At 54.5% G+C, this 26,754-nt stretch carries 21 protein-coding genes and 1 pseudogene; 7 read left to right on the top strand and 15 right to left on the bottom strand.

Going from position 1 to position 26,754, the window contains the following annotated elements; genetic code table 11:
• The first annotated feature begins 168 nt into the window (after positions 1–168).
• Entirely contained in the window at positions 169–1,440 is a 1,272-nt protein-coding gene (gene oxlT / locus EDF82_RS04425; protein WP_123754377.1) for an oxalate/formate MFS antiporter, read from the top strand.
• A 51-nt stretch (positions 1,441–1,491) separates the two neighbouring features.
• Here oxlT and EDF82_RS04420 read toward each other — a convergent pair whose 3' ends face one another.
• From EDF82_RS04420 to EDF82_RS04410, 3 genes are all read right to left on the bottom strand, one after another.
• Positions 1,492–2,106 (bottom strand): maltose acetyltransferase domain-containing protein, encoded by a 615-nt coding sequence (locus EDF82_RS04420; protein ID WP_187042704.1) that lies wholly within the window; start codon positions 2,104–2,106, stop codon positions 1,492–1,494.
• Positions 2,107–2,237: 131 nt separating this feature from the next.
• The gene (locus tag EDF82_RS04415; protein ID WP_255417646.1) at positions 2,238–2,516 is read right to left on the bottom strand and encodes an EAL domain-containing protein; all 279 of its coding nucleotides are present in this window, start codon (positions 2,514–2,516) and stop codon (positions 2,238–2,240) included.
• A 160-nt stretch (positions 2,517–2,676) separates the two neighbouring features.
• Positions 2,677–3,069 (bottom strand): cell envelope integrity TolA C-terminal domain-containing protein, encoded by a 393-nt coding sequence (locus EDF82_RS04410; RefSeq protein WP_123754375.1) that lies wholly within the window; start codon positions 3,067–3,069, stop codon positions 2,677–2,679.
• A gap of 389 nt (positions 3,070–3,458) precedes the next feature.
• On the opposite strand from EDF82_RS04410, the gene EDF82_RS04405 reads away from it, so the two are divergent.
• From EDF82_RS04405 to EDF82_RS04385, 5 genes are read left to right on the top strand one after another with little or no spacing between them, the layout of a single operon-like run.
• Positions 3,459–4,913, top strand: a complete 1,455-nt coding sequence (locus tag EDF82_RS04405) for a circularly permuted type 2 ATP-grasp protein (protein WP_123755481.1) — start codon at positions 3,459–3,461, stop codon at positions 4,911–4,913.
• Positions 4,910–5,860: an alpha-E domain-containing protein gene (locus EDF82_RS04400; protein WP_199733665.1), complete on the top strand. Its 951-nt coding sequence runs from the start codon at positions 4,910–4,912 to the stop codon at positions 5,858–5,860. The genes EDF82_RS04405 and EDF82_RS04400 overlap by 4 nt, the downstream gene beginning before the upstream one ends.
• Positions 5,857–9,201: a DUF2126 domain-containing protein gene (locus tag EDF82_RS04395; protein WP_123754374.1), complete on the top strand. Its 3,345-nt coding sequence runs from the start codon at positions 5,857–5,859 to the stop codon at positions 9,199–9,201. Before EDF82_RS04400 ends, EDF82_RS04395 begins: the two co-directional genes overlap by 4 nt.
• A 24-nt stretch (positions 9,202–9,225) precedes the next feature.
• Positions 9,226–11,772, top strand: a complete 2,547-nt coding sequence (locus EDF82_RS04390) for a circularly permuted type 2 ATP-grasp protein (RefSeq protein ID WP_123754373.1) — start codon at positions 9,226–9,228, stop codon at positions 11,770–11,772.
• Positions 11,769–12,662 carry a transglutaminase family protein gene (locus tag EDF82_RS04385; RefSeq protein WP_123754372.1) on the top strand — a complete coding sequence of 298 codons (894 nt, stop codon included), beginning with the start codon at positions 11,769–11,771 and terminating at the stop codon, positions 12,660–12,662. Before EDF82_RS04390 ends, EDF82_RS04385 begins: the two co-directional genes overlap by 4 nt.
• A 45-nt stretch (positions 12,663–12,707) precedes the next feature.
• Here the strand turns inward: EDF82_RS04385 and EDF82_RS04380 are convergent, their stop codons facing one another.
• The 4 genes from EDF82_RS04380 to EDF82_RS04365 form a co-directional block, all read right to left on the bottom strand.
• Positions 12,708–13,469: an amino acid ABC transporter ATP-binding protein gene (locus tag EDF82_RS04380; RefSeq protein ID WP_123754371.1), complete on the bottom strand. Its 762-nt coding sequence runs from the start codon at positions 13,467–13,469 to the stop codon at positions 12,708–12,710.
• Positions 13,470–13,477: 8 nt separating this feature from the next.
• Positions 13,478–14,578, bottom strand: a complete 1,101-nt coding sequence (locus tag EDF82_RS04375) for an amino acid ABC transporter permease (protein WP_370453875.1) — start codon at positions 14,576–14,578, stop codon at positions 13,478–13,480.
• 15 nt (positions 14,579–14,593) lie between these two features.
• Positions 14,594–15,772, bottom strand: a complete 1,179-nt coding sequence (locus EDF82_RS04370) for an amino acid ABC transporter permease (protein WP_123754369.1) — start codon at positions 15,770–15,772, stop codon at positions 14,594–14,596.
• Between the two features lie 65 nt (positions 15,773–15,837).
• Positions 15,838–16,863 (bottom strand): amino acid ABC transporter substrate-binding protein, encoded by a 1,026-nt coding sequence (locus EDF82_RS04365; protein ID WP_123754368.1) that lies wholly within the window; start codon positions 16,861–16,863, stop codon positions 15,838–15,840.
• Positions 16,864–17,430: 567 nt separating this feature from the next.
• Here EDF82_RS04365 and EDF82_RS04360 point away from each other — a divergent pair.
• Positions 17,431–18,033: a DJ-1/PfpI family protein gene (locus EDF82_RS04360; protein WP_123755479.1), complete on the top strand. Its 603-nt coding sequence runs from the start codon at positions 17,431–17,433 to the stop codon at positions 18,031–18,033.
• 72 nt (positions 18,034–18,105) lie between these two features.
• On the opposite strand, the gene EDF82_RS04355 is transcribed toward EDF82_RS04360, so the two are convergent.
• The 8 genes and pseudogenes from EDF82_RS04355 to EDF82_RS04320 form a co-directional block, all read right to left on the bottom strand.
• Complete coding sequence (locus tag EDF82_RS04355; protein ID WP_123754367.1) at positions 18,106–19,383, bottom strand: TonB-dependent receptor; 1,278 nt, start codon at positions 19,381–19,383, stop codon at positions 18,106–18,108.
• Between the two features lie 115 nt (positions 19,384–19,498).
• Positions 19,499–20,905, bottom strand: coding sequence for an FAD-binding oxidoreductase (locus EDF82_RS04350; RefSeq protein ID WP_199733664.1), 1,407 nt, complete (start codon positions 20,903–20,905; stop codon positions 19,499–19,501).
• 16 nt (positions 20,906–20,921) lie between these two features.
• Positions 20,922–21,737: an ABC transporter permease gene (locus EDF82_RS04345; protein ID WP_123754366.1), complete on the bottom strand. Its 816-nt coding sequence runs from the start codon at positions 21,735–21,737 to the stop codon at positions 20,922–20,924.
• Between the two features lies 1 nt (position 21,738).
• Entirely contained in the window at positions 21,739–22,569 is an 831-nt protein-coding gene (locus EDF82_RS04340) for an ABC transporter ATP-binding protein (RefSeq protein ID WP_123754365.1), read from the bottom strand.
• Positions 22,566–23,213, bottom strand: a pseudogene (locus tag EDF82_RS04335) (ABC transporter substrate-binding protein); the annotation flags it as partial. The gene EDF82_RS04340 and the pseudogene EDF82_RS04335, both read right to left, overlap by 4 nt.
• Positions 23,214–23,948: 735 nt before the next feature.
• On the bottom strand, positions 23,949–24,494 hold the full coding sequence (locus tag EDF82_RS25260; RefSeq protein ID WP_199733663.1) for a DUF4238 domain-containing protein: 546 nt from the start codon (positions 24,492–24,494) through the stop codon (positions 23,949–23,951).
• A 39-nt stretch (positions 24,495–24,533) separates the two neighbouring features.
• Complete coding sequence (locus EDF82_RS25255) at positions 24,534–24,950, bottom strand: hypothetical protein (protein ID WP_199733662.1); 417 nt, start codon at positions 24,948–24,950, stop codon at positions 24,534–24,536.
• A gap of 140 nt (positions 24,951–25,090) precedes the next feature.
• Positions 25,091–26,686 (bottom strand): hypothetical protein, encoded by a 1,596-nt coding sequence (locus EDF82_RS04320; protein WP_148060377.1) that lies wholly within the window; start codon positions 26,684–26,686, stop codon positions 25,091–25,093.
• Positions 26,687–26,754 lie beyond the last annotated feature (68 nt).

Here is a 26,754-nt window from a genome sequence, read left to right as displayed (position 1 = left end):
CCCATTGATAAACATCCACTGTTCAACGTGGCACGCTTAATGCTTAGCAGTGTAAGTATTGCTGTGAACCGGGATAGGCCGTGTTTTCGAGGAATTCAAACACTGGATGCAGGAGTGCGCCGCGGCTGGGGTTTTTATACGTTGCTAACGGATTGTTGGAGCTTGCTTATGACCGTTCTTAGAGAATCTTTGGCTGTAGCCAAATTTGGCAAATGGACACAACTCACGCTGGGCCTGATCTGTATGGCATCGATTTCCAGTCCACAATATGTCTGGACATTGCTGACCCGCCCGTTGACCGAGAAACTGGGCGTCGGGCTGGCGGAATTACAGGTCACCTTTTCGCTGCTGATTATCCTGCAGACCTTTTTCTCACCCTTCCAGGGGCGACTGGTTGAGCGATTCGGCCCCCGTCTGCTTATCTCCATCGGCACGGTGATGGCCGGACTGAGCTGGGTACTCTCCGCCCATGTCAGCGGCCTGGCGGCGCTGTACCTGGTCTACGGTTGCATCGGCGGGCTCGGTACCGGGATTGTCTATATTGGCGTGGTCGGTTTAATGGTGCGCTGGTTTCCGCGCAATCGCGGGTTTGCCGCCGGCGCCGTCGCAGCGGGGTATGGCATGGGGGCGATCATGACCACCTTCCCGATCTCCGTCTCGCTGGGCAGCTACGGGCTTGAACAGACCATGACGGTGTTCGGGCTGATTTTCGCCGCGGTGGGTTTGATCGCCAGCCAGGGACTGAAGCTACCGCCCGAGCGCGAAGCGATGCCGGTCAGCCAGACCGTCGCGCAGAATACCCGTCAGTTTACCTCTCGCGAAATGCTGCGCCAGCCGCTGTTCTGGCTGATGTTTGCCATGATGGCGATGATGTCGACCTCGGGGTTAATGGTGACTTCGCAAATGGCGGTCTTCGCGGAAGATTTTGGCATCAGTAAAGCGGTGGTCTTCGGCATGGCGGCACTTCCGCTGGCGCTGACCATCGACCGTTTTACCAATGGTCTGACGCGCCCGCTGTTTGGTTTTATCTCCGATCGCTATGGCCGGGAAAACACGATGTTTATCGCCTTCGCCCTCGAAGGGGTGGCGATGAGCTTGTGGCTGGCGTGCCGGGAAGATCCGCTGCTGTTCGTGCTGCTGTCCGGGGTGGTGTTCTTCGGTTGGGGAGAAATTTTCTCACTCTTCCCCTCGACGCTGACCGATACCTTTGGCAGCGAGTACGCGAGTTCAAACTATGGCTGGCTGTATATCTCGCAGGGTATCGGCTCGATTTTCGGCGGCCCGCTGGCGGCGCTGCTGTATCAGCATACTCACGGCTGGCACGTAGTCTTCAGCTGCGCCATCGGGCTGGATTTCATCACCGCCGCGCTGGCGATTATGGTGCTGAAACCCTGGCGCGCGCGGTTTATCCGCCAGCATAGCGCCACCGCGTCCCGATAGCTCTCGTCTTGTTCAGCGCCGGGCAGATGCGTCCGGCGCTGGATCCCTTACTTACTCCGTCGTCACCGCCGGTTGCGGCAGGCCCGCCAGCGCGTTCTGCCGGTCCTGTTCGCCGATCGGCCGCAGTACCCGGCAGGGCACGCCTGCGGCCACCACGTCAGCCGGGATATCTTTGGTCACCACGCTGCCGGCGCCGATGACGCTGTTGCGACCGATGGTCACCCCGGGATTAATGACCGCGCCGCTGCCGATCCAGACGTTGTCTTCCAGCGTGACGGTCTGCGAAAACTGCTGGCCGGTGATGCGCACGGTCGGATCGACCGGATGGCCGGTGGTTGAGATGGTGACGTTCGGGGCAATCATGACGTTATTGCCGATAACTACTTTACCGTCGTCAACCACGACAAGATTGAAATTGGCATAGAAGTTGTCACCGAGGGTGATCTGACTGCCGTAGGCGACATGCAGCGGAGGTTCAATCCACACGTTTTTACCGACGCTGCCCATTAACTGGCGGATCAGCGCCACGCGTTTTTCCGGTTCCGCCGGCGAGGTGTGGTTAAATTCAAAGGTCAGCGTCTTTCCGCGCAGGCGCTCCTCTGGCATGCCTTCCCCCATATCGGTATATAAATATCCACCAGCGAGCCGTTCCCTTTGTGTCATCATCGTAGCAACCTTATTGTTGTGGGTATTGCCGACGGCGGCTGGCGCGGTTAAGGATGTAGGGCCATGTCCAGCAGGTGAGTCACAAAAATGCCGTCGGTCGCAGAATTAACATGGCGATATATATCATAGGATTATATTTCGAGTCGATGGCCGAACCCGCCACAGCGGTCGCGGAAAAACGCTGCCGCGTCAACGGGCCTGGCAAAGAAATAGCCCTGAAAATGCGACACCCCCAGTGCCGCCAGCGTTGCCATCTGGCTTGCGGTTTCGACCCCTTCGGCGATGGTCATGCACTGCATTTCTCTGGCGATAGCGATGATGTTGCGCACAATCGCAGCTTTTGCCGTATCGTTTTCGATATCGGCGGTAAACAGCTTATCTATCTTGATGTAGCGAGGGCGGAAGCGCATCAGGTGGTGATAATTGGCATTGCCGGTACCTACGTCACCGGCAGCGATCTGCTGATAGACGGTGGCGCCACGGCGGCCTACAAGTACGGCGAATTGCGCCCTCAGTAAGTTTGCAGATCAACCCCATATTAATTCAGCTCTGGCCATGCCCGGAGCTGGGTTATCCACGCATATCAAACCCCGACTTTTGAAAATCGCGATAGACCTCTGGATTGGTGAAGCCCGGGAACGTGGCTTTGCGGGCTGCAGATCTTAGCGCTTCACAATAGGCTTTATTACCCTTGCTGGTTGAGATGTTCAAAACCGTACCATCTTTAGCAAATTCAAGATGCAACCGGCACTTTTTCCCTTCCCAGCGTTGCGGGTCTTCCACCTGAGCATCGATAGCTGCTTTGATGGCTCGCGCCTGGGCTCCCCATTCGTCTTGATCTTCCCAGCGTCCTGAACCGCAACTCCCTGTTGCTGTGGTTTTATGGCACCCGGAAGGCTGCAACGGCGCGCATCCCGTTGCCAGACTGACCAGAATTGCCAGCAGTAAGACTTTGTTCACCATATCACCGCTCCCTGTCCAGGCGTTTCTTCCTGGGTTACATCCGTTTAAGGTCCCGCCAGTTTACGCTTATTCGGGCTGCTTTTACTGCCAATTAATATTCTCCGCAACGGAAAATTCAGGCCATCCGTCAGAACCCACAGCACTGTCTTATTTTGGTGCCCCACTGAAATTTCCCTGCATCATGATGATGCAGTTCGTCCGTGAACAAGACGACAGCGATGTTTTTATGTCATTGATAGTAAACATGATAATCAATGGCATGCTTTATGCTTATCTTTGTAAGCGTAACGATAACGGTATTCACTATTTCGGGTAAATGAAAGGGGGCGGGTTTCGTGTAGGTGAAGTAACTATTGCCACGATCGGCTATTTAACAAGGAACAATGCTGATGCATAAACTCATAAAAAACTACGAAGCCGATGTCTATTTCGACGAGCTGATCGACCATGAGGGGAATCCCCGCCTTTCCGCACAGCGATTGATCCAATGCCTTGATTCACTGCCGCCGGACGAACTGGAAAAGCGTCGTCTGACGGCGGAGGCGACAATTCAGGAAATGGGCATCAGTTTCACGGTGTATACCGATAAAGGCAATATCGACAGGATCTGGCCATTCGATATTATTCCCCGCACCATTGATGCCAAAGACTGGGCGATAGCCGAAACCGGCCTCAAGCAGCGTCTTACCGCCCTGAACCGCTTTATCAATGACCTCTACAACGAACAACTGTGTATCAAAGACGGCATCATTCCCGAATATATCATTAAGGAATCGAAAAATTTCCGTCCCGAGTGTGTCGGCATGTCGCCGCCGTATGGCGTATGGGCGCATATTTGCGGCACCGATTTAGTTCGGGATGAAACCGGGCAGTTCTACGTCCTGGAAGATAACCTGCGGGTTCCCTCCGGCGTCTCCTATATGCTGGAAAACCGCGCCATTACCAAGCGCGTCCTGCCGGAACTGTTTGAAAGTGACGATATCAAACCGATTGACGCCTATCCGGCGCAGCTGCTGGAAACCCTGACGGCCCTGTCGCCGCGGCAGATTGAACGCCCGGAAATCGTGGTGCTGACGCCGGGGATTTATAATTCCGCCTACTTCGAGCATGCCTTCCTGGCCCAGCAAATGGGGGTTGAACTTGTAGAGGGCGCCGATCTGTTTGTCGGCGACGACGACTGCGTCTACACCAAAACGATCTACGGTCCAGAGCGGGTGGACGTTATTTACCGGCGCATTGACGATATGTTCCTCGACCCGGAAGTCTTCTATCCTGAGTCGGTACTGGGCGTGCCTGGCCTGATGCGGGCCTGGAAAGCCGGAAACGTGGCGCTGGCTAACGCGCCTGGCGCCGGGGTGGCGGATGACAAGGTGGTCTATGCGTATGTCCCGGCCCTGATCCGTTACTATCTCGACGAAGAGCCGATTCTCCCGAATGTCGAAACCTTCCTCTGCCAGAATGATGACCACCGCGAGTACGTTCTGCAGAATCTGGATAAGCTGGTGGTCAAACCGGCCAACGAATCCGGCGGTTACGGCATGCTGGTCGGGCCGCACTCGACCAAAAAAGAGCAGCAGATGTTTGCCGAACTGATCCAGCAAAATCCGCGAAATTATATTGCTCAGCCGACGCTGAAGCTCTCCACCGCACCGGCGCTCATTGCCAAAGATTATCTCGAGCCGCGCCACCTTGATTTACGCCCGTTTATTTTGCAAAGCAAAGAGACCTACGTGACGACCGGCGGCCTGACGCGGGTGGCGATGAAAAAAGGCTCGTTGGTGGTGAACTCATCGCAGGGCGGCGGCAGCAAGGATACCTGGATCGTGGAGAGCAAACGCAAATGAACATGCTATCAAGAGTTGCGGCGCGCCTGTACTGGAGCGCGCGTTATCTGGAACGTGTGGAGAATATCGCACGGTTAGTCAGCGTGTATGACGACCTGCTTTACGATCTGCCACGCGATATCGCCGTTTCCTGGTATAACCTGATCGAAATTAACAGCGGCGTCGCCTTGTTCAGCCAGCGCTATAAGATTAAAGACGAGCGCAATGTGCTGAAGTTTCTGCTGGCCGACGAGAGCAACCCCGACTCGCTGCTGTCGTCATTAAAAATGGTGCGTGAAAATATCCGGACCAGCCGCGATGTGGTGCCGGGCGAAATGTGGGAGCTGATTAATGAACTGGATCTCTACGCCAGACAGAATATCCGCCTGGGGATCAACCGCTCTGAACGGCATACCTATCTCAATACCGTAATTGAAGGCTGCCAGAAAATTATCGGTCTGCTGACCGGGTCGATGAGCCGCGATGCCGGCTGGCATTTTCTCAATATGGGGCGCTATCTGGAGCGCGCCGATATGAACACCCGCATTCTGGACGCCGCGAACTCGCTGATGATGCAGGCGCGTGAAGAAGAGAGCATCAAGCTAGGCCAGGTGGTGTGGTCTAAGGTGCTCAAATCGCAAAGCGCCTATCTCAGCTTTCGCCGGGTGATGCGCTGTTCGATTAAAGGCTCGCTGGTGGTGACGCTGCTGCTCACCGATGGGCATTTCCCCCGTTCGCAGCGCTATTGCCTGCAGCAAATCAAGCTGGCCGCCGCTGAACTGCCGCGGGCGTCGGCCGTTTCCGATCACATCGACAGTCTTCTGCTTGCAACCCGGGGCGTCGATAATTCACACGATCTGAACCGCGAATTCAGCCTGTATCTCAATGAGGTTCAGCTTAGCCTGATCGCGCTTCATCACCTGATTACCGATAACTGGTTTCATTTCCTGCAAGGGGATGCCGTATGACCATCCGGGTTGCGATTCAACATACTACGACGTACGAGTTCGATCGTTTGATCAACGTAGCGCCGCATATTTTGCGCCTGCGGCCAGCGCCCCATTCACGTACCCATATTCATGGCTACTCGCTGAAAGTGACGCCCGAAGACCACTTTATTAACTGGCAGCAGGATCCGTTCGGTAACTATCAGGCGCGGCTGGTGTTTCCTGAAAAGATGAAACGGCTGGAGTTTGCGGTGGAGGTGATCGCGGACATGACCGTGATCAACCCGTTCGACTTCTTTATTGAAGAGTATGCCGAGCATTTTCCCTTTGCGTATGATGCCTTGATGCAGGAAGAACTCGCGCCGTATCTGAAGATAACCGAGCAGAGCCCTGAACTGGACGCGTGGCTGGACAGCGTTGATTGCGAGGAAATGGTGCCCATCGTGACCTTCCTGGTACAGCTCAACAGCCGGCTGGCCAACGAAATTGCCTATGGCATTCGCCTGGAGCCGGGGGTGCAAAGCTGTCAGGAAACCCTGATGTTGCAAAAAGGCTCGTGCAGAGATACCTCGTGGCTGCTGGTGCAGATACTGCGTCATCTGGGGCTGGCTGCGCGCTTTGCCTCCGGCTATCTGGTGCAGCTGACCGCCGATGTCAAAGCGCTCGACGGTCCGTCAGGCCCGGAACAGGATTTCACCGATCTGCACGCCTGGTGTGAAGTCTATCTTCCCGGCGCCGGCTGGGTGGGGCTGGATCCGACCAGCGGCCTGTTCGCTGGCGAAGGGCATATTCCTTTAGCCTGTACGGCCGACCCGCAGTCTGCAGCCCCGATTACCGGCGCAACCGACCCGTGCGAATGTGAATTCAGCTATACCAACATTGTCACGCGCATTCATGAAGATCCGCGAGTCACGCGGCCTTACAGCGAAGATGAATGGCAGAACATTAATGCGCTGGGACGCGCCGTTGACGTTGAGCTGCAGGCCAACGATGTGCGCCTGACCATGGGGGGCGAGCCGACATTTATCTCCATCGACGATATGGATTCTGCACAGTGGAATACCGAGGCGCTGGGTAAGGACAAATTACGTCTCGCCAAAGATCTGCTGCTGCGGCTAAAAGCGCAGTTCAGTCATGGGGGGCTGCTGCACTACGGTCAGGGCAAGTGGTATCCGGGAGAGGAAGTCCCGCGCTGGGCGCTGGGATGCTTCTGGCGCACCGACGGCGAGGCGCTGTGGCACGATCCGGAACTGCTGGCCCGCGTCGATCAAGATTACGGTCACGACATTGCTGATGCGCAGCGCTTTGGTCAGGCGCTATGTCGGCAGCTTGGCGTCGATAACGGCTATCTGCAACCCGCGTATGAAGATACGCTCTACTATCTGTGGCTGGAACGCGGGCTGCCGGAAGGGGCCGACCCGAGGAAGGCGAAGCTTGATGATGACCTTGAACGGCGACGGCTCGCCAGTTTACTGAGCCGCGGGATGGAAAGCGCGACGGGCTACATTCTGCCCGTTGAGTTTGTGGGCCAGCAGTGGCGGAGCAGCGCCTGGCCGATGCGCGGCGGGCTGATTACGCTGATCCCCGGAGACAGCGCCATGGGCTACCGTCTGCCGCTTAATTCACTGCCGGCACTCACCGAAGATGAGCGGGTTATCGACCGCGATCCCTTCGAGCCGCGCGAGCCGCTGCCGCTCTTTGCGCTGGGGGACGCGGCGGATACCCCCGTTGCCCGGCAGGCCCTACAGCAACAAAAACCGACGGCTAACGGCAGCCAGAGCGTAGTCCGCACCGCGCTGTGCCTCGAACCGCGCGAGGGCAAGCTCCATCTGTTCCTGCCGCCGGTCACTCATCTGGAAAATTATGTCGCCCTGATCCACGCCGTCGAGGCGACGGCCAGCGCGTTGCAACTCCCGGTGGTGATTGAAGGTTATGAGCCACCGAAAGATCCGCGCTTGCAGAAGCTGCTGTTAACCCCCGATCCCGGGGTTATCGAGGTCAATATTCACCCGGCAAGCCACTGGGATGAGCTGGTTCATCATATCGAAACGCTGTACGAGCAGGCGCACCAGACCCGATTGGGGGCCGAGAAGTTTATGCTGGATGGGCGTCACACCGGTACCGGAGGCGGTAACCACGTGACCCTGGGGGGCGTGACCCCGGCAGACAGCCCGGTGCTGCGGCGTCCCGATCTACTGCGCAGCCTGGTGATCTACTGGCAGCATCATCCCGGCCTGTCGTACTTATTTTCCGGGATGTTTATTGGCCCCACCAGCCAGGCGCCGCGTCCGGACGAAGGGCGCGATGAAGTGCTCTATGAAATGGAGATCGCCTTCCAGAATATGCCGGAAGGGCTGGTTGATACGCCATGGCTGGTGGACCGGCTGATGCGCAACCTGCTGGTGGACGTCACCGGGAACACCCATCGCTCAGAGTTTTGCATCGATAAACTGTACGCCGCGGGCAGCAGTAGCGGCCGTCTGGGGCTGCTGGAGTTCCGCGGCTTCGAAATGCCGCCGCACGCCCGCATGTCGCTGGTGCAATTGCTGCTGCTCCGCTGTCTGGTAGCGCGTTTCTGGAACGAGCCGTATCACAAGCCGCTGGTCCGGTGGGGCACCCAGCTGCACGATAAGTTTATGCTGCCGCATTACGTCTGGCAGGACGTCAAAGAGGTGGTGGATGACCTGCAGCGGCATGGCTATCCGTTCAGGCTGGCGTGGCTGTTGCCGTTTGAAGAGTTCCGTTTCCCGCATTATGGGCGCCAGCAAATTGATGATATCGAGCTGGAGCTTCGCTGGGCCATCGAGCCGTGGCACGTGCTGGGCGAAGAAGTGACGCTGTCCGGAACCTCGCGCTACGTGGATTCCTCCGTCGAACGCATTCAGGTACGCCTGTCGGGGTTGACCGAAGGTCGCTACGTGCTGGCGTGCAACGGCCGCCGCGTGCCGCTGCGGGCGACCGGCAGGCAAGGGGAGATGGTGGGGGCGGTTCGTTATCGCGCCTGGGCGCCGCCGTCGGCGCTGCATCCAACGCTGGGGGTCAATACGCCGCTGGTGTTTGATTTGATCGATACCTGGAACGGGCTTTCCATTGGCGGCTGTAGCTATCGCGTCAGCCATCCTGGCGGGCGTAATTACGACACGCGGCCGGTTAACAGCAATGAAGCCGAGGCCCGGCGGGTCAATCGCTTCTGGGATCATGGCTTCACCCAGGGGGCGTTGATCCCTCCGCCGGCCTTCAGCGCGCTCAGGACATTCTATGAGCACGAACAGGTTCCACGCCCGATGGCTCCGCCTGCGGAAGAGCCTGGCGACGAATACCCGCATACGTTGGACCTTCGCAGGAAGTCTACTAGGATTTAGTTTTGAGCCGGGTAATCAGCATACATGACAGCTTCTTTTTCTGAATCAAGCGCGCCGGCCTGTGAGCCGGCCTCTTTCTCTGTCGGGAATGTGCCGACAGCCATCTATAACGAAGCCTGCGATCTGACGAACACCCTCCGCCCGCACTGGGCGGAAGTGATTAACAGCGTCAGCGAGATGGGCGTGGAGGGGATGGAAAACCGTCTTCGCCAGGCCCAGCGTATTTTGCGCGATGATGGCGCGACCTATAACCTCAATGGCGATCCGCTGTCGCCCAACGTCTGGGCGCTGGATATCATCCCGACGCTGCTGGCGGAAGAGGAGTGGTCCAGCGTGGAACGCGGGCTGGCACAGCGTTCACGGCTGTTCGATCTGATGCTGAAAGATCTCTATGGCGAACAGCGGTTACTGAAAGACGGGATTATCCCGTCGGAAATTATCTTTTCTCACCCTGGCTTTCTGCGCCAGTGCCACGGCATCCGCCTGCCGGGGGCGCACAATTTGATTTTCCACGCGGTCGATGTAGTGCGCGGTGGCGATGGTCAGTTTGTGGCCATTGGCGATCGCACCCAGGCGCCGAGCGGCACCGGCTACGTTCTGGAAAACCGTATCGCCGTTTCCCGCGTGCTGCCCTCGCTGTTTCGCACCAGCCATGTGCGGCGGCTGTCCGGGTTCTTTCATGCGCTACGCCATACCCTGGCGAGCCTCGCCAGCCATAAAACCGATACCCCGCGCATTGTGGTTCTGACGCCCGGCGCCTACAGCAGCACCTATTTTGAACATGCCTATCTGGCGAACTATCTCGGTTTCCAGCTGGTGCAGGGCGGCGACCTGACGGTGCGTAACGGCAGGGTCTGGCTGAAGTCCCTGAATGGCCTGTCGGAAGTCGATGTGATTTTGCGGCGGATGGATGATGCTTACTGCGACCAGACGGAACTGCGCGCCGATTCGCGACTGGGGGTGCCGGGGCTGCTGGAAGTGGTGCGCAACGGTAACGTGGTGCTGGCAAACCCGCTGGGCTCGGGGGTGCTTGAAGCGCCGGCCCTGCTGGCATTCCTCGCGGACATCAGCCAGTATCTGCTTGGTGAACCGCTATCGATCCCCACGGTGCAAACCTGGTGGTGCGGACGGGCGGAAGACCGCGATTTTGTAATTAGCCACCTTGAGCAGCTGATCATCAAACCGGCTTACCGCAGTTTTGACAGCAAAAGTATCTACGGCCATTGCCTAGATGCGGATAGCCGCCAGCAGATTATTCAGCAGATCTCTGCCCGTCCGCACGATTACGTGGCTCAGGCCTATGTTCCGGGATCGCAGGTTCCGGTCTGGGATAATCAGCGCATTGAGTATCGCCCGACGATTTTCCGCGGGTTCACCGTCGCCACCGAGGAAGGGTACTGCGTGATGCCCGGAACCCTGTCGCGAGTCGCCGAGTCAGCTGGGGCGTTTATCGTCAGCGATCTGTCCGGCGCGCGCAGTAAAGATACGTGGATACTCGGGGAAAGCGTGGATACCGTGCAGCCGACGCTGGCGGACTCTCTGCCTCGCGATGAGGGGAATCTGCCGAGCCGGGTGATCGAAAACCTGTTCTGGTTTGGCCGCTATGCGGAGCGCGCGGAGATGAGCCTGCGCCTGATCCGTATTCTGTTCAAGCAGCTCAACGGCGTGGAGTATTTTATGCCTGAAAGCCGCGACATTCTGCTGGCGGCGTTATCTGCGCTGACCGGAACGGTGCCAGAAAGCGACGCCCCCGACGACCTCAATCATGAACTCGCGTCGCTGGTTTGCGATGGTCAACGCACCGGCTCCATCAAGTTTAATATCCTCAATATGCTGGCCTGCGGCGAGCAGGTCAAAGAGATGCTCTCGGCCGATACGCGGATCATTATCAATGAATTACGCGATTATATTCGCACCGTAGAGGTTGCCTATCAGGACGGGCTGCCGGAGCTGCCGGAAGAGTCGCTGGATAATCTGGTGACCTCATTGCTGGCGTTATCCGGGCTGAATCATGAAAGCATGCTGCGCGGGATGGACTGGCGGTTCCAGGAGATTGGCCGGCGTGCCGAGCGGGCGCGCCTGACCGCCATTCTGCTGAAGCACACGCTGACCCCCGCGGTGCCGGGTCTACAGCAACAGCAAATTCTGGAGTCGGTGCTGATGAGCGTTGAGGCGCTGATTTCTTTCCGCCGTCGCTACCGGGGGCAGATGAATATCATTTCTGGTCTGGACTTACTCATGCTGGACGGGACGAACCCGCGTTCGTTGATTTATCAGGTCGATCGTCTGCGCAAATATCTCCTCGATCTGCCGCGCCAGGAGGCCCAGACCTCCAGCCTGACGTCAGATCTGCGGCCGATCATTAAATCCCTGACGGATATTCAGCTGGCTGAAGTGGAAGTGCTGGCACAGGTCGATGAAACCAGCGGTGAGCGTTTGCAGCTGGATGCCCTGATGACCCAGATAATCAGTCAGCTGGAGCAATTCACCACCTTGTTGAGCGACAAGTATTTCGATCACGCCGACGGGCCGCAGCAACTGATTAACGCGCAGTGGAAGACTGATCTATGAAATATCGGGTACGACACCTTACCAGGTACCAGTACAATTCGCCGGTGACGTTATGCTACAACATGACGCACCTGTTGCCGCGCAACACCGCCAGCCAGCGCTGTTTACAGCGTCGGATCACCGTCACGCCGATGCCGGTTTATCAGAACGAGGGGTGTGATTATTTCGGCAACCAGACCTTTTATTTCTCGATTCAGGTGCCGCACGACACGCTGACCATTGAGATGGAAAGTGAGTTTGAGATTGACGAAATCCACCACGCGGATCTGCTGCAGAGCCACGCGCTGACCTGCGGCGAATATCGATACCTGCTGCATGCCTGCCCAACGGCGGACCTGCGCATGGCGAAAGAGTATGTGCTGGATTCCGGGTTAATCCGTCGTTCAGAACGGCTGGCCAGCTATGCGGCGGATCTGTTCCACGACGATGCCCCGGTGCTGCAGGCGGCAATGGCGTTGACTCATCGCATTTTTACCGGGTTTACTTTCGACCCGGTGGCGACCAGCGTTACCACGCCGCCCGAACAGGTCTTAGAGGAGAGGCGCGGCGTCTGCCAGGATTTTGCCCATCTGGCGATCGCCTGCCTGCGTTCCGTCGGCTTACCCGCGCGTTATATCAGCGGCTATATTGAAACCCTGCCGCCAGAGGGGCAGGAAAAACTGGTCGGGACCGATGCGTCACATGCCTGGTTCGCCATTTTTATCCCTGACAGCGGCTGGCTGGAGTTCGATCCGACAAACGATCTCATGCCGCAGGGGCAACATATTGTAACCGCGTGGGGCCGGGATTATGCCGATGTCACGCCGCTCCAGGGGGTGATTTTCGATGGCGGGGCAACGCTGGCGCTGGAAGTGGCGGTAGATGTCCAGCGTCAGGAGTCTGCTGGCTGAATAAAACTGCGCCCCTTAATACAGAGGGGCGAGTTGCAAGCTGGTTTAGTGTATTACCTGCGACAGGAACGCCCGGGTACGTTCTGATTTCGGGTTGGAGAAGAACTCCTGCGGCGGCGCCTGTTCGACAATTTCACCGCGGTCCATAAAGATCACCCGATCCGCCACCGTGCGGGCAAAGCCCATTTCATGAGTGACGCATAGCATGGTCATGCCATCTTCCGCCAGGCCAATCATGGTATCGAGCACCTCTTTGACCATCTCCGGATCCAGCGCGGAGGTTGGCTCATCAAACAACATGATTTTGGGCTTCATGCAGAGAGAGCGGGCAATCGCCACGCGCTGCTGCTGGCCCCCGGAGAGCTGCCCTGGGAACTTATGCGCATGTTCGGCAATACGGACGCGCTGCAGATAGTGCATGGCCAGGGCTTCTGCTTCTTTGGTCGGCATCTTGCGCACCCAGGTCGGCGCCAGGGTGCAGTTCTGCAATACGGTCAGGTGGGGGAAAAGGTTAAAGTGCTGGAATACCATGCCGACTTCGGTACGAACGCGCTCGATGTTGCGGACATCATCGTTGAGATGAATACCATCAACGACGATACGCCCTTGCTGGTGTTCTTCCAGGTGGTTGATGCAGCGGATGGTGGTCGATTTACCCGAGCCTGAAGGCCCGCAAAGTACAATGCGCTCGCGCGGTTTCACCTGCAGGTTGATATCTTTTAATACGTGAAACTGGCCGTACCATTTATTCACATTTTCGAGCGAAATCATCATTGCGTCAGCAGAATTAGTCATTGTGTGTGTCATGTAAAACCTCAGTGCGATTTACGCCCGGTGTGAAAGCGCTTTTCCAGATACTGGCTATAGCGCGACATGCTAAAACAGAAAATCCAGTAGACCATGGCGGCAAAAACATAGCCCTCTGTCGACATCCCCAGCCAGGTGGGGTCAACCGTGGCCTGCTGTACGCTACTGAACAGATCGAACAGGCCGATGATGATCACCAGGCTGGTATCTTTGAACAGCGCAATAATGGTGTTGACCAGCCCGGGGATGGTGAGCTTCAGCGCCTGGGGGAGGATGACCAGCATCTGGTTTTTCCAGTAGCCCAGCGCCAGCGATTCCGCCGCCTCATATTGTCCTTTCGGGAGCGCCTGCAGACCGCCGCGCACCACTTCGGCAACATAGGCCGACTGGAACAGGATCACCCCGACCAGGGCACGCACCAGCTTATCGATGGTGGTTCCTTCGGCCATAAACAGCGGCAGCATCACCGATGACATAAACAGCACGGTGATCAACGGCACGCCTCGCCAGAACTCGATAAAAATCACCGACAGGGTGCGCACCACCGGCATGGTTGAGCGTCGCCCCAGCGCCAGCAAAATCCCCAGCGGCAAGGCCCCGGCAATCCCGACAGAGGCGATAATCAGCGTCAGCGTCAGGCCGCCCCACTGGCGGGTCTCGACGCGCTCGAGGCCGAAGAAACCGCCGTACATCAGGAACCAGACCACCAGCGGATAGGCCACCGCCCAGCAGGCGATATAGCGGCCCCGGCGCGGCATCGATTTGATGAACATCGGAATGATGGACAGCAGACCAATGACCAGCGCGAGGTTGATGCGCCAGCGCAGTTCATGCGGGTACAGGCCATACATAAACTGGCCAAAGCGGGCATGGACAAACACCCAGCAGGCGCCTTCTTTGGTACAGTCGGCGCGGGTGGTTCCCAGCCAGTTGGCCTGGAAGACCAGCCAGTTCAGCGCGGGTGGAATAACGCTCCAGATAATCCACAGGCACAGCAGGGTTAGCAGGGCGTTGGTCCAGCTGGAGAGCAGGTTTTTACGTGCCCAGGCCCAGGCTTTACTTGCCGGGTTGGTCGGCACTGGCGGTGTTTCATGTGTGGTCACAGACATAGTCATTCCGTTCTCTTAACGCTCAACCAGCGCGATTTTGCGGTTGTAGAGGTTCATCAGCAGCGAAATCAGCAGACTGATAATCAGGTACACCGCCATGGTGATGGCAATGGTTTCGATCGCCTGACCGGTCTGATTCAGTACCGTACCGGCAAACAGCGAGACCATATCCGGGTAGCCGATTGCCGCCGCCAGTGAGGAGTTTTTCACAATGTTGAGGTACTGACTGGTCAGCGGCGGAATGATGACCCGCATCGCCTGCGGGATGATCACCTGACGCATGGTCACGGGGTTCGGCAAGCCTAACGAACGGGCCGCTTCACTTTGCCCGTGAGGAACCGACTGAATGCCTGAGCGGATCACTTCGGCAATAAACGACGAGGTGTAGATCGACAGCGCCAGCGTCAGCGACGCCAGCTCCGGGATCATCACGAAGCCGCCGCGGAAGTTGAAGCCGCGTAGCTGCGGAACATCCCAGTGGGTGGCGGCGCCAAACAGCAGATGGGCGACCAGCGGGAAGACGATGATCATCCCGGCGGCCAGCGGCCAGGTCCGGCGCATCTGCCCGGTCTTCAACTGATGTTGACGGTTGTAATGGCGCAGGCCGATGCTACCGGCGATCGCCAGTCCAAGGGCAATCACGAACGGCCAGCTGCCGGGGGCCCAGGTAGGCCAGGGGATGTACAGCCCGCGGTTGCTGACAAAGGCCAGGTCGAAGGCGCTCAGTGCTTCTCGCGGGCCGGGTAAATTACGCAGCACCGCGAAATACCAGAAGAATATTTGCAGCAACGGCGGGATATTACGGAAGGTTTCAATATAGATAGTCGAGAGCTTGCGCAGCAGCCAGTTATCCGACAGGCGCGCCAGGCCGATAAAAAACCCGAGTACCGAGGCGAAAACAATACACATCGCGGAAACCAGCAGGGTGTTGGTTAACCCCACGAGGAACACCCGCGCGTAGGTATCGCCTTCCGAGTAATCAATCAGGTGCTGGACGATGCCGAACCCGGCACTACGATCAAGAAAACCAAAACCGGAGGTAATACCGCGGTTGGCCAGGTTGATCACCGTGTTATGGATCAGATACCCCACGACAACAAAGACGGCCACAATGGCGGCTATCTGGTAAAGCCAGGCGCGAACCGTAGGATTACCGAACGAAAAATCCCTTTTTACGGTTGGGCGTTGAGACATGATGAAACCTCAATCAAAAAAGCGCATTGGGTACCGCAGGGTGCGGTACCCGACTGGAAACAGAATTAACGTACCGGCGGTGCGTACTGGATGCCGCCCTGGTTCCAGAGCGCATTCTGGCCACGTGCGATTTTCAGCGCGCTGTCTTTACCCACGTTGCGGTCAAAGCTTTCCTGGTAGTTACCGACCTGTTTGATAATGTTGAACGCCCATTTGTTGTCGAGCTTGAGGTCTTTGCCGAAGTCACCTTCCGCGCCCAGCAGGTGCGCGATGTCCGGGTTGGACGGTTTCGCCGCCATCTGCTCGACGTTTGCCGAGGTGATCCCCATTTCTTCGGCGTTCAGCATGGCGTACAGCGACCATTTGACGATGGTGAACCAGTCGTCATCACCACGGCGTACCACCGGACCCAGCGGTTCTTTCGAAATCACTTCCGGCAGCACGATAAACTCATCCGGTTTGCCGAGCTTAATACGCAGTGCATACAGCTGAGACTGGTCGGAAGCCAGGGTATCGCAACGGCCGCTGTCGAGGGCTTTCGCGGATTCGTCAGAACGGTCGAAGGTCACCGGGGTGTATTGCATTTTGTTGGCTTTGAAGTAATCCGCCACGTTCAGCTCGGTATCCGTGCCGGCCTGAATACAGACGGTGGCGCCATCCAGCTCTTTCGCGCTTTTGAGGCCGGCTTTTTGGTGGGTCAGGAAGCCGATCCCGTCATAATAGTTGACCCCGGCGAACAAGAATCCCATCCCGCCATCACGTGACGACGTCCAGGTGGTATTGCGGGACAGAATGTCCACTTCGCCGGATTGCAGGGCGGTGAAGCGCTCTTTGGCCGTCAGCGGAGTGTATTTGACCTTGCTGGCGTCGCCAAACACCGCGGCGGCCGTCGCCCGGCACAGATCGACATCAATACCGGTGAATTTGCCGCTCGCATCGGCATAAGAGAAGCCCGGCAAACCATCACTGATACCGCACTGAACAAACCCTTTTTTCTTAATTGCATCCAACGTGGTGCCAGCATGCGCTTGCTGCGCGACAGCGAACAGAGACGCGGCGGCAACCAGAGTGGAGAGCATCATTTTTTTCATAAAGCATCCTGTATGGAGAAATCGTGTTGTTATGTGGTTGTGTGTGCATTTAACCGTACGTTTTTTTTACTGTGTCGGTCTGCCACGTCGATAAAGGCAATTTTGATGCCATCTTTTTATCTTGATGAAACATATGGAAATATTTATTTATCGACTGAAGTACCTAGAAAGTGACGGATATTCCCGAGCACCAAAAAGGAACAATACGAGCCGTTAGCGTCAAAAAAGGTGCAAGAGTTTCACAAAAACAAAGCACGGCGTGCACCCAGGCAGAGCAGCTACCGAAATGTTGTCTTGACGATCGCGACGGCGTTGGAGCCTGCCTGTTGCGGCCTTGAGCGCTTTCGGTTTGCGGGAAGAGGGAAGGGATCGCCCACGGGCGGAAGAGATGCACAGGAAAAGCCGCACACTATGTGATGCAACTATCGCCAGCATATGACGACAACTGTTTCATTTGGGCATCATTCGATTTCTGTATTTTGGTAGAAAAAATAAAACAGGGTAATGTTGATCGGGTTTAAAAAAGCGATTTCGCTGTTTATTTTGCACCGCCGAGGGAGTGAATTTATGGCAGTAAACGTGGGGATATATATTTTCGATAATGTTGAAGTGCTCGATTTTGCCGGGCCTTATGAGGTCTTTACCTGTGCCTCCCGGGTGCATCGGGGAGAGCCGGCACTGTTTAACGTCTTTACGATCGGCGAAACGCAGGACACCATCCATGCACGCGCCGGCCTGAAGCTAACCCCGGAAGTGACAATCGACAACCACCCGCCAATTGACTGCCTGATCATTCCCGGAGGCGTTGTTAATGCAGAGCTGAAAAAGGACGCCGTCATCGCCTGGATCCGCCAGCAGTCCTTAACCACGACGATCACCGCTTCGGTGTGCACGGGCGCGTTTTTACTCGCGAAGGCCGGTATGTTGACGGATAAATCGGCCACCACCCATTGGGAGGATATCGCCGATCTGCGCGCCATGTTCCCGCAGCTAGTCGTAAAAGAGGGCCTGCGTTGGGTTGATGAGGGGAAGATTGTCTCTTCGGCGGGGATCTCGGCGGGGATTGATATGTGCCTGCATTTAGTTGAACGCCTGGCGGACAGAGCACTGGCGGAACGGACCGCGAAACAGCTGGCGTTTGACTGGACCGAGAATACCGCGGGGGAGTGAGGTGTTAAAAAAACCAAAGATGCGCCCGCAGGCGCATTATCGGTCCCCTCGGCTTGCGTGGTTGCCAGAGGCTTAAAAGTCATACTGTAACGCGAGACGGTTTTGCCAGAAATTTTTATCCGAGGTGGAGTTGGTCTGTACGCCGGCAAAGTCCGTCAGACTCAGCCCGTTCAGCAGTCCTGTGAAACGGTAGGTGCCGTAGACCAGATATTCAGACTGGTTGCTGCTGGAAGCGCCTGGCGTGGGGGTTAAATCCATAAACGAGTAGCGGCTGCCGAGGGAAACCTGCTCGGTGGCGGCCCAGTTCAGAGCGGTGGAGTAGGCGTTGCCGCTGCCCAGATCCTGCGTGCTGGTAAAGAAGGGCTGAGCGAAGTAGGGACCGGAAGAGGTATTGTGCGCGTACGGCGTCACCAGGGCGCCGTTGCCATAAGCATTACCGTTGGCGGAAATGTGGTTATAATTCAGCGTCCACGCCAGAGACGGAGCGAGTTTCATACTGAACTGCGCGCCATAGCTGGTGCTGTTTACCTCGCCGGCCAGCGCTTTACCTTCGCTCAGCCCGCGAATGAACTGGAGACCGATTTTTGGCTCAGTGGCATATTCATTCCACGAGAGAAAACTGTCGGCATAGACGATCCGCGTATAGTCGTCATAGTCTTCGTACCACATCTGGGCGTTAACTTTGCGATCGCCAAACGCGATGGACCGCCCGCCACCGATGCCCCACATCCCGTTGGTGCTTTGCTCTATGTCGGTATACGCGGTGGTATCCAGAAACTGGTCGTCGCCCCAGGGTTTATAGCGGGTGATTTTGGTGGCATGCAGGAAATTGTCGCTATCGCCATAGCTGGCATCAATCGCCCGGAAAAGTATTGGCGTAATGCGCCAGTCATAGTCGCCGATAAAAGGAATATTAATCCGCTGGTCGCCGGCGGTGATCCTGAACTGCTCGTCATGCCAGCTGAGCCAGGCTTCGCCGATGCCGGTTTGATTGGGGCCGAGTTCGCTAACCAGATGGTCATCGTTATGGGAAATCCCACGCTGCAGAATGCCGCTGACGCCGAGGCTGACGCCATAATATTCCGCCGTGGCATATTTTACGCTGCCGCCGTAGCTGACCGTGTCCTGCGATAGGCCCGAAACAAAATAGGCGTTATGGGTTGAATAATATAATGTGCGCAGGCTGCCGCTGACGCTACCGCAGGTAAAGAATTCGGTGAGTGAACTGGCGACGCTGGATTTACAGTCCGTGGTTAAGGAAATTGTGGCGTGGCCGTCCTGGATGAATATCCCCTGGGAAATGAGTAACGCAGCCAACGTTAGTCCACGAGTCATGGTTTTGCTTTTCATTGAGATCACCCTGTTAAATATCACTTCAATTTTGGGAAGAAAAATACCTGCCATAAAAATGGCAGGTGATACCTTCGTGTTTTTATTTTGTAGGGCGGCCAGTAAGGCTCGGGCTTTATTTATCGTGTAAGGACAATGGGTTACTTTCTAAGGCTAGCTGGTCGCGCTGGGCCCAGCCTCGTAGCTTGCCTGGATTAAGCAAACCGTCCGGGTCGATATATTTTTTGACGGCGACAACGTCGGGTCGAATAACTCCCTGTTTGCCATCTTCAACCTGATAAACATGTGGGTTATTAATTTTGACGTCATTATCGCGAAATATCTGCATAATTTCATTTAGCCGCTCTTCGGTAGAATAGCGCACCAGTTGCAGGCCGCTGGCGGTAATATTGCCATCATTATCACGCAGGAATTCAATATGCGAGATGACTTCGCCTGAGAATCGCTGCGCCATCTGCAAAATTTGCTGAGGGAAGTTCTGATAATTAAACGCTGTTTGTAAATAGGTCAGCGTATTGTCGATTTTCAGCGCATGCAGTGTGGTGTGGTTCCAGCAGTACTCCATTAATGAGGCATTGCGCTCCCGGGCCTCATCGCCGCTCTGGCGGATGGCATTTTCCCCTTTATGCTTCAGCACCAGCCCGGGGCAGAAGCCTTCACTCTCCTCGGCGATAACGCTGATGGCCGCGTGCTGCCCGGCACGATAATGGTCCTTGAGGTGGCTAAAATAGTCCGGGATCGGTGCGGCAAGCAGCGCCAGCTGGCGCTTGACGAATCCGGGAGAACGGAGGCACTCGTTGGCATAATTCAGGGCGTCGGCGAAGTCGTCAAACACGTCAAGGCGTTCGATCCAGCGGTGCGTGGGGGCCAGCGCCAGTTCGACTTCAAGGATGATGCCGTTACTGCCGTAGGCGTGGTGCAGCAGCAGAGCCTGCGGCGCCGGAATGGTCAGCACTCGGGGAGAAGCCTCCACGGTCATGACTTTGACGCTGAGCACGTTGCCGGGCGCCGCCAGTGGGCCGTAGTTAATGGAGCCGATACCGCCAAAACCGCCGCAGTAGAGGCCGCCTAAGCTGGCCAACCGGAAGGTTGATGGCATGCAGCGCAACTCCCATCCTGTCGGACGGGTTGCGGCCTCAATGTCCGCCAGGCGAATGCCGGCCTGGGCGCTTACCGTACCGTTGTTGAGCTCGCAGATTTGATTCAACGCGGTCATATCGACCAGTATTCCGCCCTCCAGGGGCACCAGTTGGCCATAATTACCGGTGGCGCTGCCGCGCAGGGTAATCGGCAACTGATGCTGTACGCAGGCGGCAACCAGCTGCCGTAGCTCTTCTTCGTTGCGTGGACGGACTACGGCGTCCGCCTGTTTTCCTTCCAGCTGTTGGTTAAGCACCGGACTGAACCAGTGAAAATCGCGGGAAAGACGTTTGATCTTCGCCGGGTGTAAGGTCCACTCCAGCTCCGGCAATGCCTGCTGTATCAGCGCGACCGCATGTTGACGTTGCTCACAAGTCATCATTTTTCTACCTGTTAAATTAGTGAGATTGCACGGCTTCGCTTTCATGCCATGCGCTGAGCGCCAGGCGCGACACCCAGGACATCACCCCAAACAGCACAATACCGGCGAGGGAGATCAACATCAGAGCGGCAAACATCAGCGGAATGTCCAACTGGTAACCCGCCTGCAGGATCTGATAGGCCAGACCGGTATTGGTTCCACCGGTGCCGGCAACAAACTCCGCTACTACCGCGCCGATCAGCGACAGGCCGCTGGAAATACGCAGGGCGCCAAAGAAATAGGGCAGCGCGGAGGGAATGCGCAGTCGTACCAGGATCTGCAAACGGCTGGCGTGATTCAGCCTGAAATAGCTCAGCAGCCCAGGCGATACACTGCGTAACCCCTGGGTGGTATTGGAGATAATCGGGAATACCGCCATCAGGGTTGAGCACACCACCAACGAGAGGGTGGCATCTTTCACCCAAATAATGATCAACGGCGCGATAGCAACAATCGGCGTCACCTGCAAAAAGACGATGTACGGAAACAGCGCGGTTTCGATAAAACGGTTCTGCACCAGGATAAACGCGATAGCGGTGCCGATAACGATCGACAGGAGAAACGATATCAGGGTGATCTTCAGCGTAAACAGTAATGACAGCAGCAGCGGTGTAAGATGCGTCCACAGACTTTCCACCATCACCAGCGGGGAAGGCACCAGAAATTGCGGGATGCGAAAATAGCTGACCGCCCCCTGCCAGAGCAAGATCACCAGCACCGCAACGATGGTCGGGTAGAGAATTTTGAGAAAGTGCGGATGATTAATCCACGGTGTAGCGTTTGCAGATTTCATATTATGGCTCCATACCGGATTGGCTTGCCTGTAAGAGACTGTCCTGCAACTGCCGGGCGTAATGGGAAAATGCCGGGCTGACACGAAAATCCTCATTGCGTGGGAACGGCTCTCTGATGGCGATATCTTCGACGACCCGGCCTGGGCGGGCCGCCATCATAATGACCCGCTGAGAGAGGAACACCGCTTCATGGATCGAATGGGTGACGAACACCACCGTCAGGTTTTGCTCCTGCCAGAGACGCAGGAGATCGGCATCAAGCTTGTTACGCGTGATTTCATCCAGCGCCCCGAAGGGTTCATCCATCAGCAGCAATTTTGGCCGCGTCACCAGGCCACGGGCGATAGAGACGCGCATCTGCATGCCCCCGGAGAGCTCGCGCGGCAGGACGTTGGCAAACTTGCCAAGCCCCACCAACTCGAGGGCTTCGCTCACCCGGGTGTTAGCTTCTGCTCGCGGGACACCAGCAAGATCCAGAGGCAAGCGGACGTTGCTGTGAACGCTGCTCCACGGCATCAAGGTGGCCTCCTGGAAGACAAAAGAGAGCGGGGCCTGGGCTTTTTCCCGGCTGTCACGACGCCATAACATCAGTTTGCCGTCGCTGGGCTCCACCAGCCCGGCCACCATTTTCAGCAGGGTGCTCTTACCGCAACCGGAAGGCCCGAGCAGCGTAACAAACTCCCCCTGGTTGATCGTCAGATTGACGGGCAGCAGCGCCCGGGTCCCGTTGCTGTAAATTTTCTCCGCCGAGAGGACTTCAATGGCCGGCGCCACGGACGCCGGAACAAAGTGGTTGTCGCTCATCACGGTGAGTTTAGGCGCGGTATTCATGGCATGACTCCGGCATCTTTGACCATATCCAGGGTGTAGGTCTGCTCAAATGGCACTTTGCTGGCATCGATCAGTTTGTTTTTCACCAACATATCCCAGGTTTTTTTCAGCCGCGGCTGCGTGATAATACCGATACCACCGGTCATGGCATCGCCGCCGGTGACCAGCTGATATTTCTTCATCTGGGCAATACCAAAAGCAATTTGCTCGGCCCCCATTTGCGGATTCGCTTTGCTAATCAGCGCGTTCCCGGCGCGGGGATCCTGAAGATAGCTTTTCCAGCCCTCCATTGAGGCTTTGACAAACGCCGCCACGGCAGCCGGGCGCTTCTTGATGGTGTCGGTCATACAGATAATCGAGTTGCCGTAGGGAGGGTAGCCCCAGTCGCTGAGCGGATAAACGTAGAACGGTTGCCCCCCTTTGGCGACAGAGAATGGCTCTGAAGTTACGTAGCCCTGCTGTACCAGATTTTTATCCGCGAGGAACGGCTGGACGTTAAAGGTATAGGGGCGCACTTTGGTGTTGCTCAACCCCAGCTCGCTTTTCGCCCATGGCCAGAAGGAGGTATAGGCTTCGGTGGCGAGCAGAAAGGTTTTATCCTTTAATTGCGCAGGGTTTTCGACTTTGTCGTGGGTGATGAATAGTTCACTGCCATCAATCTGAATCAACTCACCGATACAGGTCCGACGCAGGCGTGGCTGATGCACACGAGGCGGCCGTGCTTACGTAGGATCCATAAACCGTCCCGGGTCATGAGCTTACACACAATCTCTTTAGCAAGATTAAGATCATGAATATCAGCAAGCTTCTCGCAGGCTAATGTCGGACCAAAGTCGGCGTAACGTTCGCGGATGATGCGCAGTACAGGCTCTGCAAGGCCTGACATCAACTGCCGATTACCAGGCTGGCCACGTCGAGGGTATCCTGAAGATCCTGAGTCGGTTGAAGTGGTGCATCGCGAAAATGTCAGGACGGTGTTCATCCTGCAGAAAGAATTGAGCATTGAGTGAGAGATTGTAGCGCAACATAGCCATGGTGGATTAGTCCTGTGGAAACCGTGCATTTTGGCTACAGCCCTATTTGTCAAGGCTCGATAGAAATGTCTATTCGCTGGCTCATTAGAAATGTCCAACTGCTGAAGGGAAGTGGATACCACGCCCGCAGACTTATGTTGCACAAGGGCGAGAAGGTCAGCTATTTACTAGGCATCTTCCCGCTGTAGCACATTTAAAGGTTTTAATTTTATTTTCTTTATATACATATTGTTATGTAAAAAATTGACGTTTTTACACGATGTGTTGAAGTGGGAGGTAATTTATTCTGAATGGTTATTACCTAGTAGACAGGTAAATCGTGCAACAATTTTTAAAGGTAAGTAGTTAATCTCTATCCTCATAAAAGGGTGTTCTACTTGCATAACGGCTTCCAATGTGTTTTTGAAAGGGTAGAATGGCGCTCTCGGTATTACCGATGATATGCACCATAGCTTGGGCCGCCACTTTAGTATTGAACTCAGTAACAGTGGCCTCATCAACCTGATTTTTGCCTGGTAAAAATCGTTTGGAATCGCAGATGATATAGGCAATGCGAGGCGAAATTGGGTAATAGAAATCAGCGTGTTCAGGTGCTGAGAATTCTGTCTCTGAGATACACGCATGTACATTGACGATCGGCTGATCGGACGTAATGAAAGGATGCTCTGTGTCATTTACCAGCAATGCATGTCTGGTGTCGTGTCGACTTGAGTAGAGGCTGAATCCGATATTCATTCCAAACATGTAGCTTAGGAACCACCATGCGTGTGTCATCGCATCGGCTACTTCAATTTCAACAATATTGCGGCGAGGCTGAGCCCTGAGCACACCATCTCGAAAAGCTTTCGTCCGGGCGATTTGATGACCCAAAAACATCATGAACTCTATCATCTGCTGCTTATCTTGCAGTATATCAAGCTGGTCATCAGCTCACTCTGATAAAATCGGTAGTACACTTTTTTCGTGGGAGGCATGGAGATTTTCCATTAGGTTACACTTCATTGCATGGAGAAGAGCCTCAGCTTCCGGATCTTGAATATCAGACTCATTATAAATGGCCTCCAAACGCTGCATTTTAAGGAAATCATTAAGATACGACATGTGCTGTTGTTGAAGATGCTCGGGACTTTGCCGGGAAAAGCTTTTTATCACTTCAACATGCTTACTTGTCAGCATTGTAGTTTTGTAGAAATAGTTGTCAGCAGCTATGGCACGCACGCTGTCATAGGCTATCTTGCCAGTCTTCGTAGTGTAGAAAACGTTTTTCGTCCCTTTACCCCAGCGGGTGAGGTACTTCGCCCAGACGTAATGATGTCGCTTCTTGGCTTCGAGATTTTTGTGTGACATATAAATTTGTTCCGTAGATTGCAGTAGTACGCCAAGGGGCTGATTTTTACACATTAAAATTATCAGGTATATTAATTCGTTATTAAAGACAGCCAACTATAACTTAGAGTAAAGCATGAAATTTGTCCTAGTACTTATAGTTATTCAGTTTTGGGTTTGGGTTTGATTCCATACCAAGAACTATTCCAGTCCCCTAACTCTAACGGTATGTCAATTATCTCATAGTCAACCATATTTTTTGGAAGATATTGACGCTCCTCTAGCCATTTAACAGCGGATTTTAAATTTTTCCTCTGTTTGAGTTCATCGGTGAAATGACGAATCTTTATTATCGGAACTATCGGGTTCTGTACATCAAAGTGCCCGATCCAATTTCTTGAACCCACAGCCACCTTAAAGATGTATTCTTGGTCTATTTTCAATAGATTATTGAGCAAATCTTCGTCATTTCTTTCAAATTTTCTCATGAAATTCAATGCCTGCTCGACACCTTTTTGAAGCTCCTTTGATCGCTGAATAACTTCTCGAATCTCCGCAGGTTCGATGAACCATTTCAGTTCGAACGCAATACATAGCTTTTCTTTTCTATCTATAATTGCGAGATCGAGATCGGTATCAACAAGTTTTCCACTGACAACCTCAAAGCCGAGTGGTTCAATTTCACTTTTCAATAAATCACGTAAAATATCTTCTTTCTGTTGGACCAAGTTAGAGTATAGCTTTCGATCATTTTCGACCTGATTCAATAGGACGCTTAAATTTCTCTCTGCATCTGAATTCATAAACACGAATGAGGAAAGTGCAAGATAGCCGTTTTTAAGGTCAACAATCGGCTGGATGGCAATATCTGGATTTCGAACATCAACGCCTCCGAATGTTAAATAATCGAGAATGGATTCTATAGTTTCATTTTTTAAAGATGTATATCTAGACAATCGAGAGGTTAATTCAAAGCAAGAAAGTACCCAAACCGAGTCCGGATAGCCAATTCCTCTCAATCCCTCACTTGCCAGTTTTGTTCTGGCAATAAAACGCCCATAAAGTAAGGACTGAAGCGTTGTAAATATCTTTTTATATTCACCAAGTGTAAATTTATCGAACTGCCAGTCATCAGGAAATCTGTATCGCTCATGCGATACAGAATGATAATTTTCTATTAATATAGAAGCTAATTTAGGGGTTAGATTCAGTTTAAATCTATTACTTGTAGACGATACATTGGCCATAATTGCTGAAAGAACATCATTTGGATTAACAGCTTTATCATAGGCTATTCCATCTTTACCATTTAGCCGATTGTATACTTCATATGCAATTTCTTTGCTTTTATAGTCATTTGTATTTAGTACATTACCTTCTATAGTGAGTTTTATTTTTTTATTCCACCAGAGAGGAAATATAGAACAAAAAGAATTATAGGTTATAGATTTCTCAAGCCAATCCACAGCAAAGCCATAGTGTTCATCTATAATCTCATGCTTTATTTTTGTGCTGGGATTATTATTATTTCTAACAATTGATCGCAATGGATGAGTCAGCGCATTTAAATATACATCGGCATGAGCGCGCTTTTGCTCTGACGGTAGCTCATCAATGTAAGTAAACTTCAGAAACTTGTCTTCCATTACTGATAAAATAGTCCAGAGTGCTTGAGAATATGAAATCCCATTCAAAGAATTGCTATCATAAGCCTTATCAATTTCCGCCTCACACTCTTGAACTTTATTTGAACTCATTTGAAACCTCACAGTGCCAACTATGTAAACTTTGTAGTCAAAAATGAGTAACGACACAAAGGCAGGTG

Source organism: Klebsiella sp. BIGb0399 (assembly GCF_003752615.1).
In the GTDB taxonomy this organism is placed as follows: domain Bacteria; phylum Pseudomonadota; class Gammaproteobacteria; order Enterobacterales; family Enterobacteriaceae; genus Klebsiella; species Klebsiella lignicola.
This window is presented reverse-complemented; position numbering and strand designations above follow the sequence as displayed.

What these genes read in the sequence shown, in the direction of transcription:
- oxlT (WP_123754377.1), top strand. Translation starts at nt 169, where the DNA reads ATGACCGTTCTTAGAGAATCTTTGGCTGTAGCCAAATTTGGCAAATGG.
- EDF82_RS04420 (WP_187042704.1), bottom strand. Translation starts at nt 2,106, where the DNA reads ATGATGACACAAAGGGAACGGCTCGCTGGTGGATATTTATATACCGAT.
- EDF82_RS04415 (WP_255417646.1), bottom strand. Translation starts at nt 2,516, where the DNA reads ATGCGCTTCCGCCCTCGCTACATCAAGATAGATAAGCTGTTTACCGCC.
- EDF82_RS04410 (WP_123754375.1), bottom strand. Translation starts at nt 3,069, where the DNA reads ATGGTGAACAAAGTCTTACTGCTGGCAATTCTGGTCAGTCTGGCAACG.
- EDF82_RS04405 (WP_123755481.1), top strand. Translation starts at nt 3,459, where the DNA reads ATGCATAAACTCATAAAAAACTACGAAGCCGATGTCTATTTCGACGAG.
- EDF82_RS04400 (WP_199733665.1), top strand. Translation starts at nt 4,910, where the DNA reads ATGAACATGCTATCAAGAGTTGCGGCGCGCCTGTACTGGAGCGCGCGT.
- EDF82_RS04395 (WP_123754374.1), top strand. Translation starts at nt 5,857, where the DNA reads ATGACCATCCGGGTTGCGATTCAACATACTACGACGTACGAGTTCGAT.
- EDF82_RS04390 (WP_123754373.1), top strand. Translation starts at nt 9,226, where the DNA reads ATGACAGCTTCTTTTTCTGAATCAAGCGCGCCGGCCTGTGAGCCGGCC.
- EDF82_RS04385 (WP_123754372.1), top strand. Translation starts at nt 11,769, where the DNA reads ATGAAATATCGGGTACGACACCTTACCAGGTACCAGTACAATTCGCCG.
- EDF82_RS04380 (WP_123754371.1), bottom strand. Translation starts at nt 13,469, where the DNA reads ATGACACACACAATGACTAATTCTGCTGACGCAATGATGATTTCGCTC.
- EDF82_RS04375 (WP_370453875.1), bottom strand. Translation starts at nt 14,578, where the DNA reads ATGTCTGTGACCACACATGAAACACCGCCAGTGCCGACCAACCCGGCA.
- EDF82_RS04370 (WP_123754369.1), bottom strand. Translation starts at nt 15,772, where the DNA reads ATGTCTCAACGCCCAACCGTAAAAAGGGATTTTTCGTTCGGTAATCCT.
- EDF82_RS04365 (WP_123754368.1), bottom strand. Translation starts at nt 16,863, where the DNA reads ATGAAAAAAATGATGCTCTCCACTCTGGTTGCCGCCGCGTCTCTGTTC.
- EDF82_RS04360 (WP_123755479.1), top strand. Translation starts at nt 17,431, where the DNA reads ATGGCAGTAAACGTGGGGATATATATTTTCGATAATGTTGAAGTGCTC.
- EDF82_RS04355 (WP_123754367.1), bottom strand. Translation starts at nt 19,383, where the DNA reads ATGAAAAGCAAAACCATGACTCGTGGACTAACGTTGGCTGCGTTACTC.
- EDF82_RS04350 (WP_199733664.1), bottom strand. Translation starts at nt 20,905, where the DNA reads ATGATGACTTGTGAGCAACGTCAACATGCGGTCGCGCTGATACAGCAG.
- EDF82_RS04345 (WP_123754366.1), bottom strand. Translation starts at nt 21,737, where the DNA reads ATGAAATCTGCAAACGCTACACCGTGGATTAATCATCCGCACTTTCTC.
- EDF82_RS04340 (WP_123754365.1), bottom strand. Translation starts at nt 22,569, where the DNA reads ATGAATACCGCGCCTAAACTCACCGTGATGAGCGACAACCACTTTGTT.
- EDF82_RS25260 (WP_199733663.1), bottom strand. Translation starts at nt 24,494, where the DNA reads ATGATAGAGTTCATGATGTTTTTGGGTCATCAAATCGCCCGGACGAAA.
- EDF82_RS25255 (WP_199733662.1), bottom strand. Translation starts at nt 24,950, where the DNA reads ATGTCACACAAAAATCTCGAAGCCAAGAAGCGACATCATTACGTCTGG.
- EDF82_RS04320 (WP_148060377.1), bottom strand. Translation starts at nt 26,686, where the DNA reads ATGAGTTCAAATAAAGTTCAAGAGTGTGAGGCGGAAATTGATAAGGCT.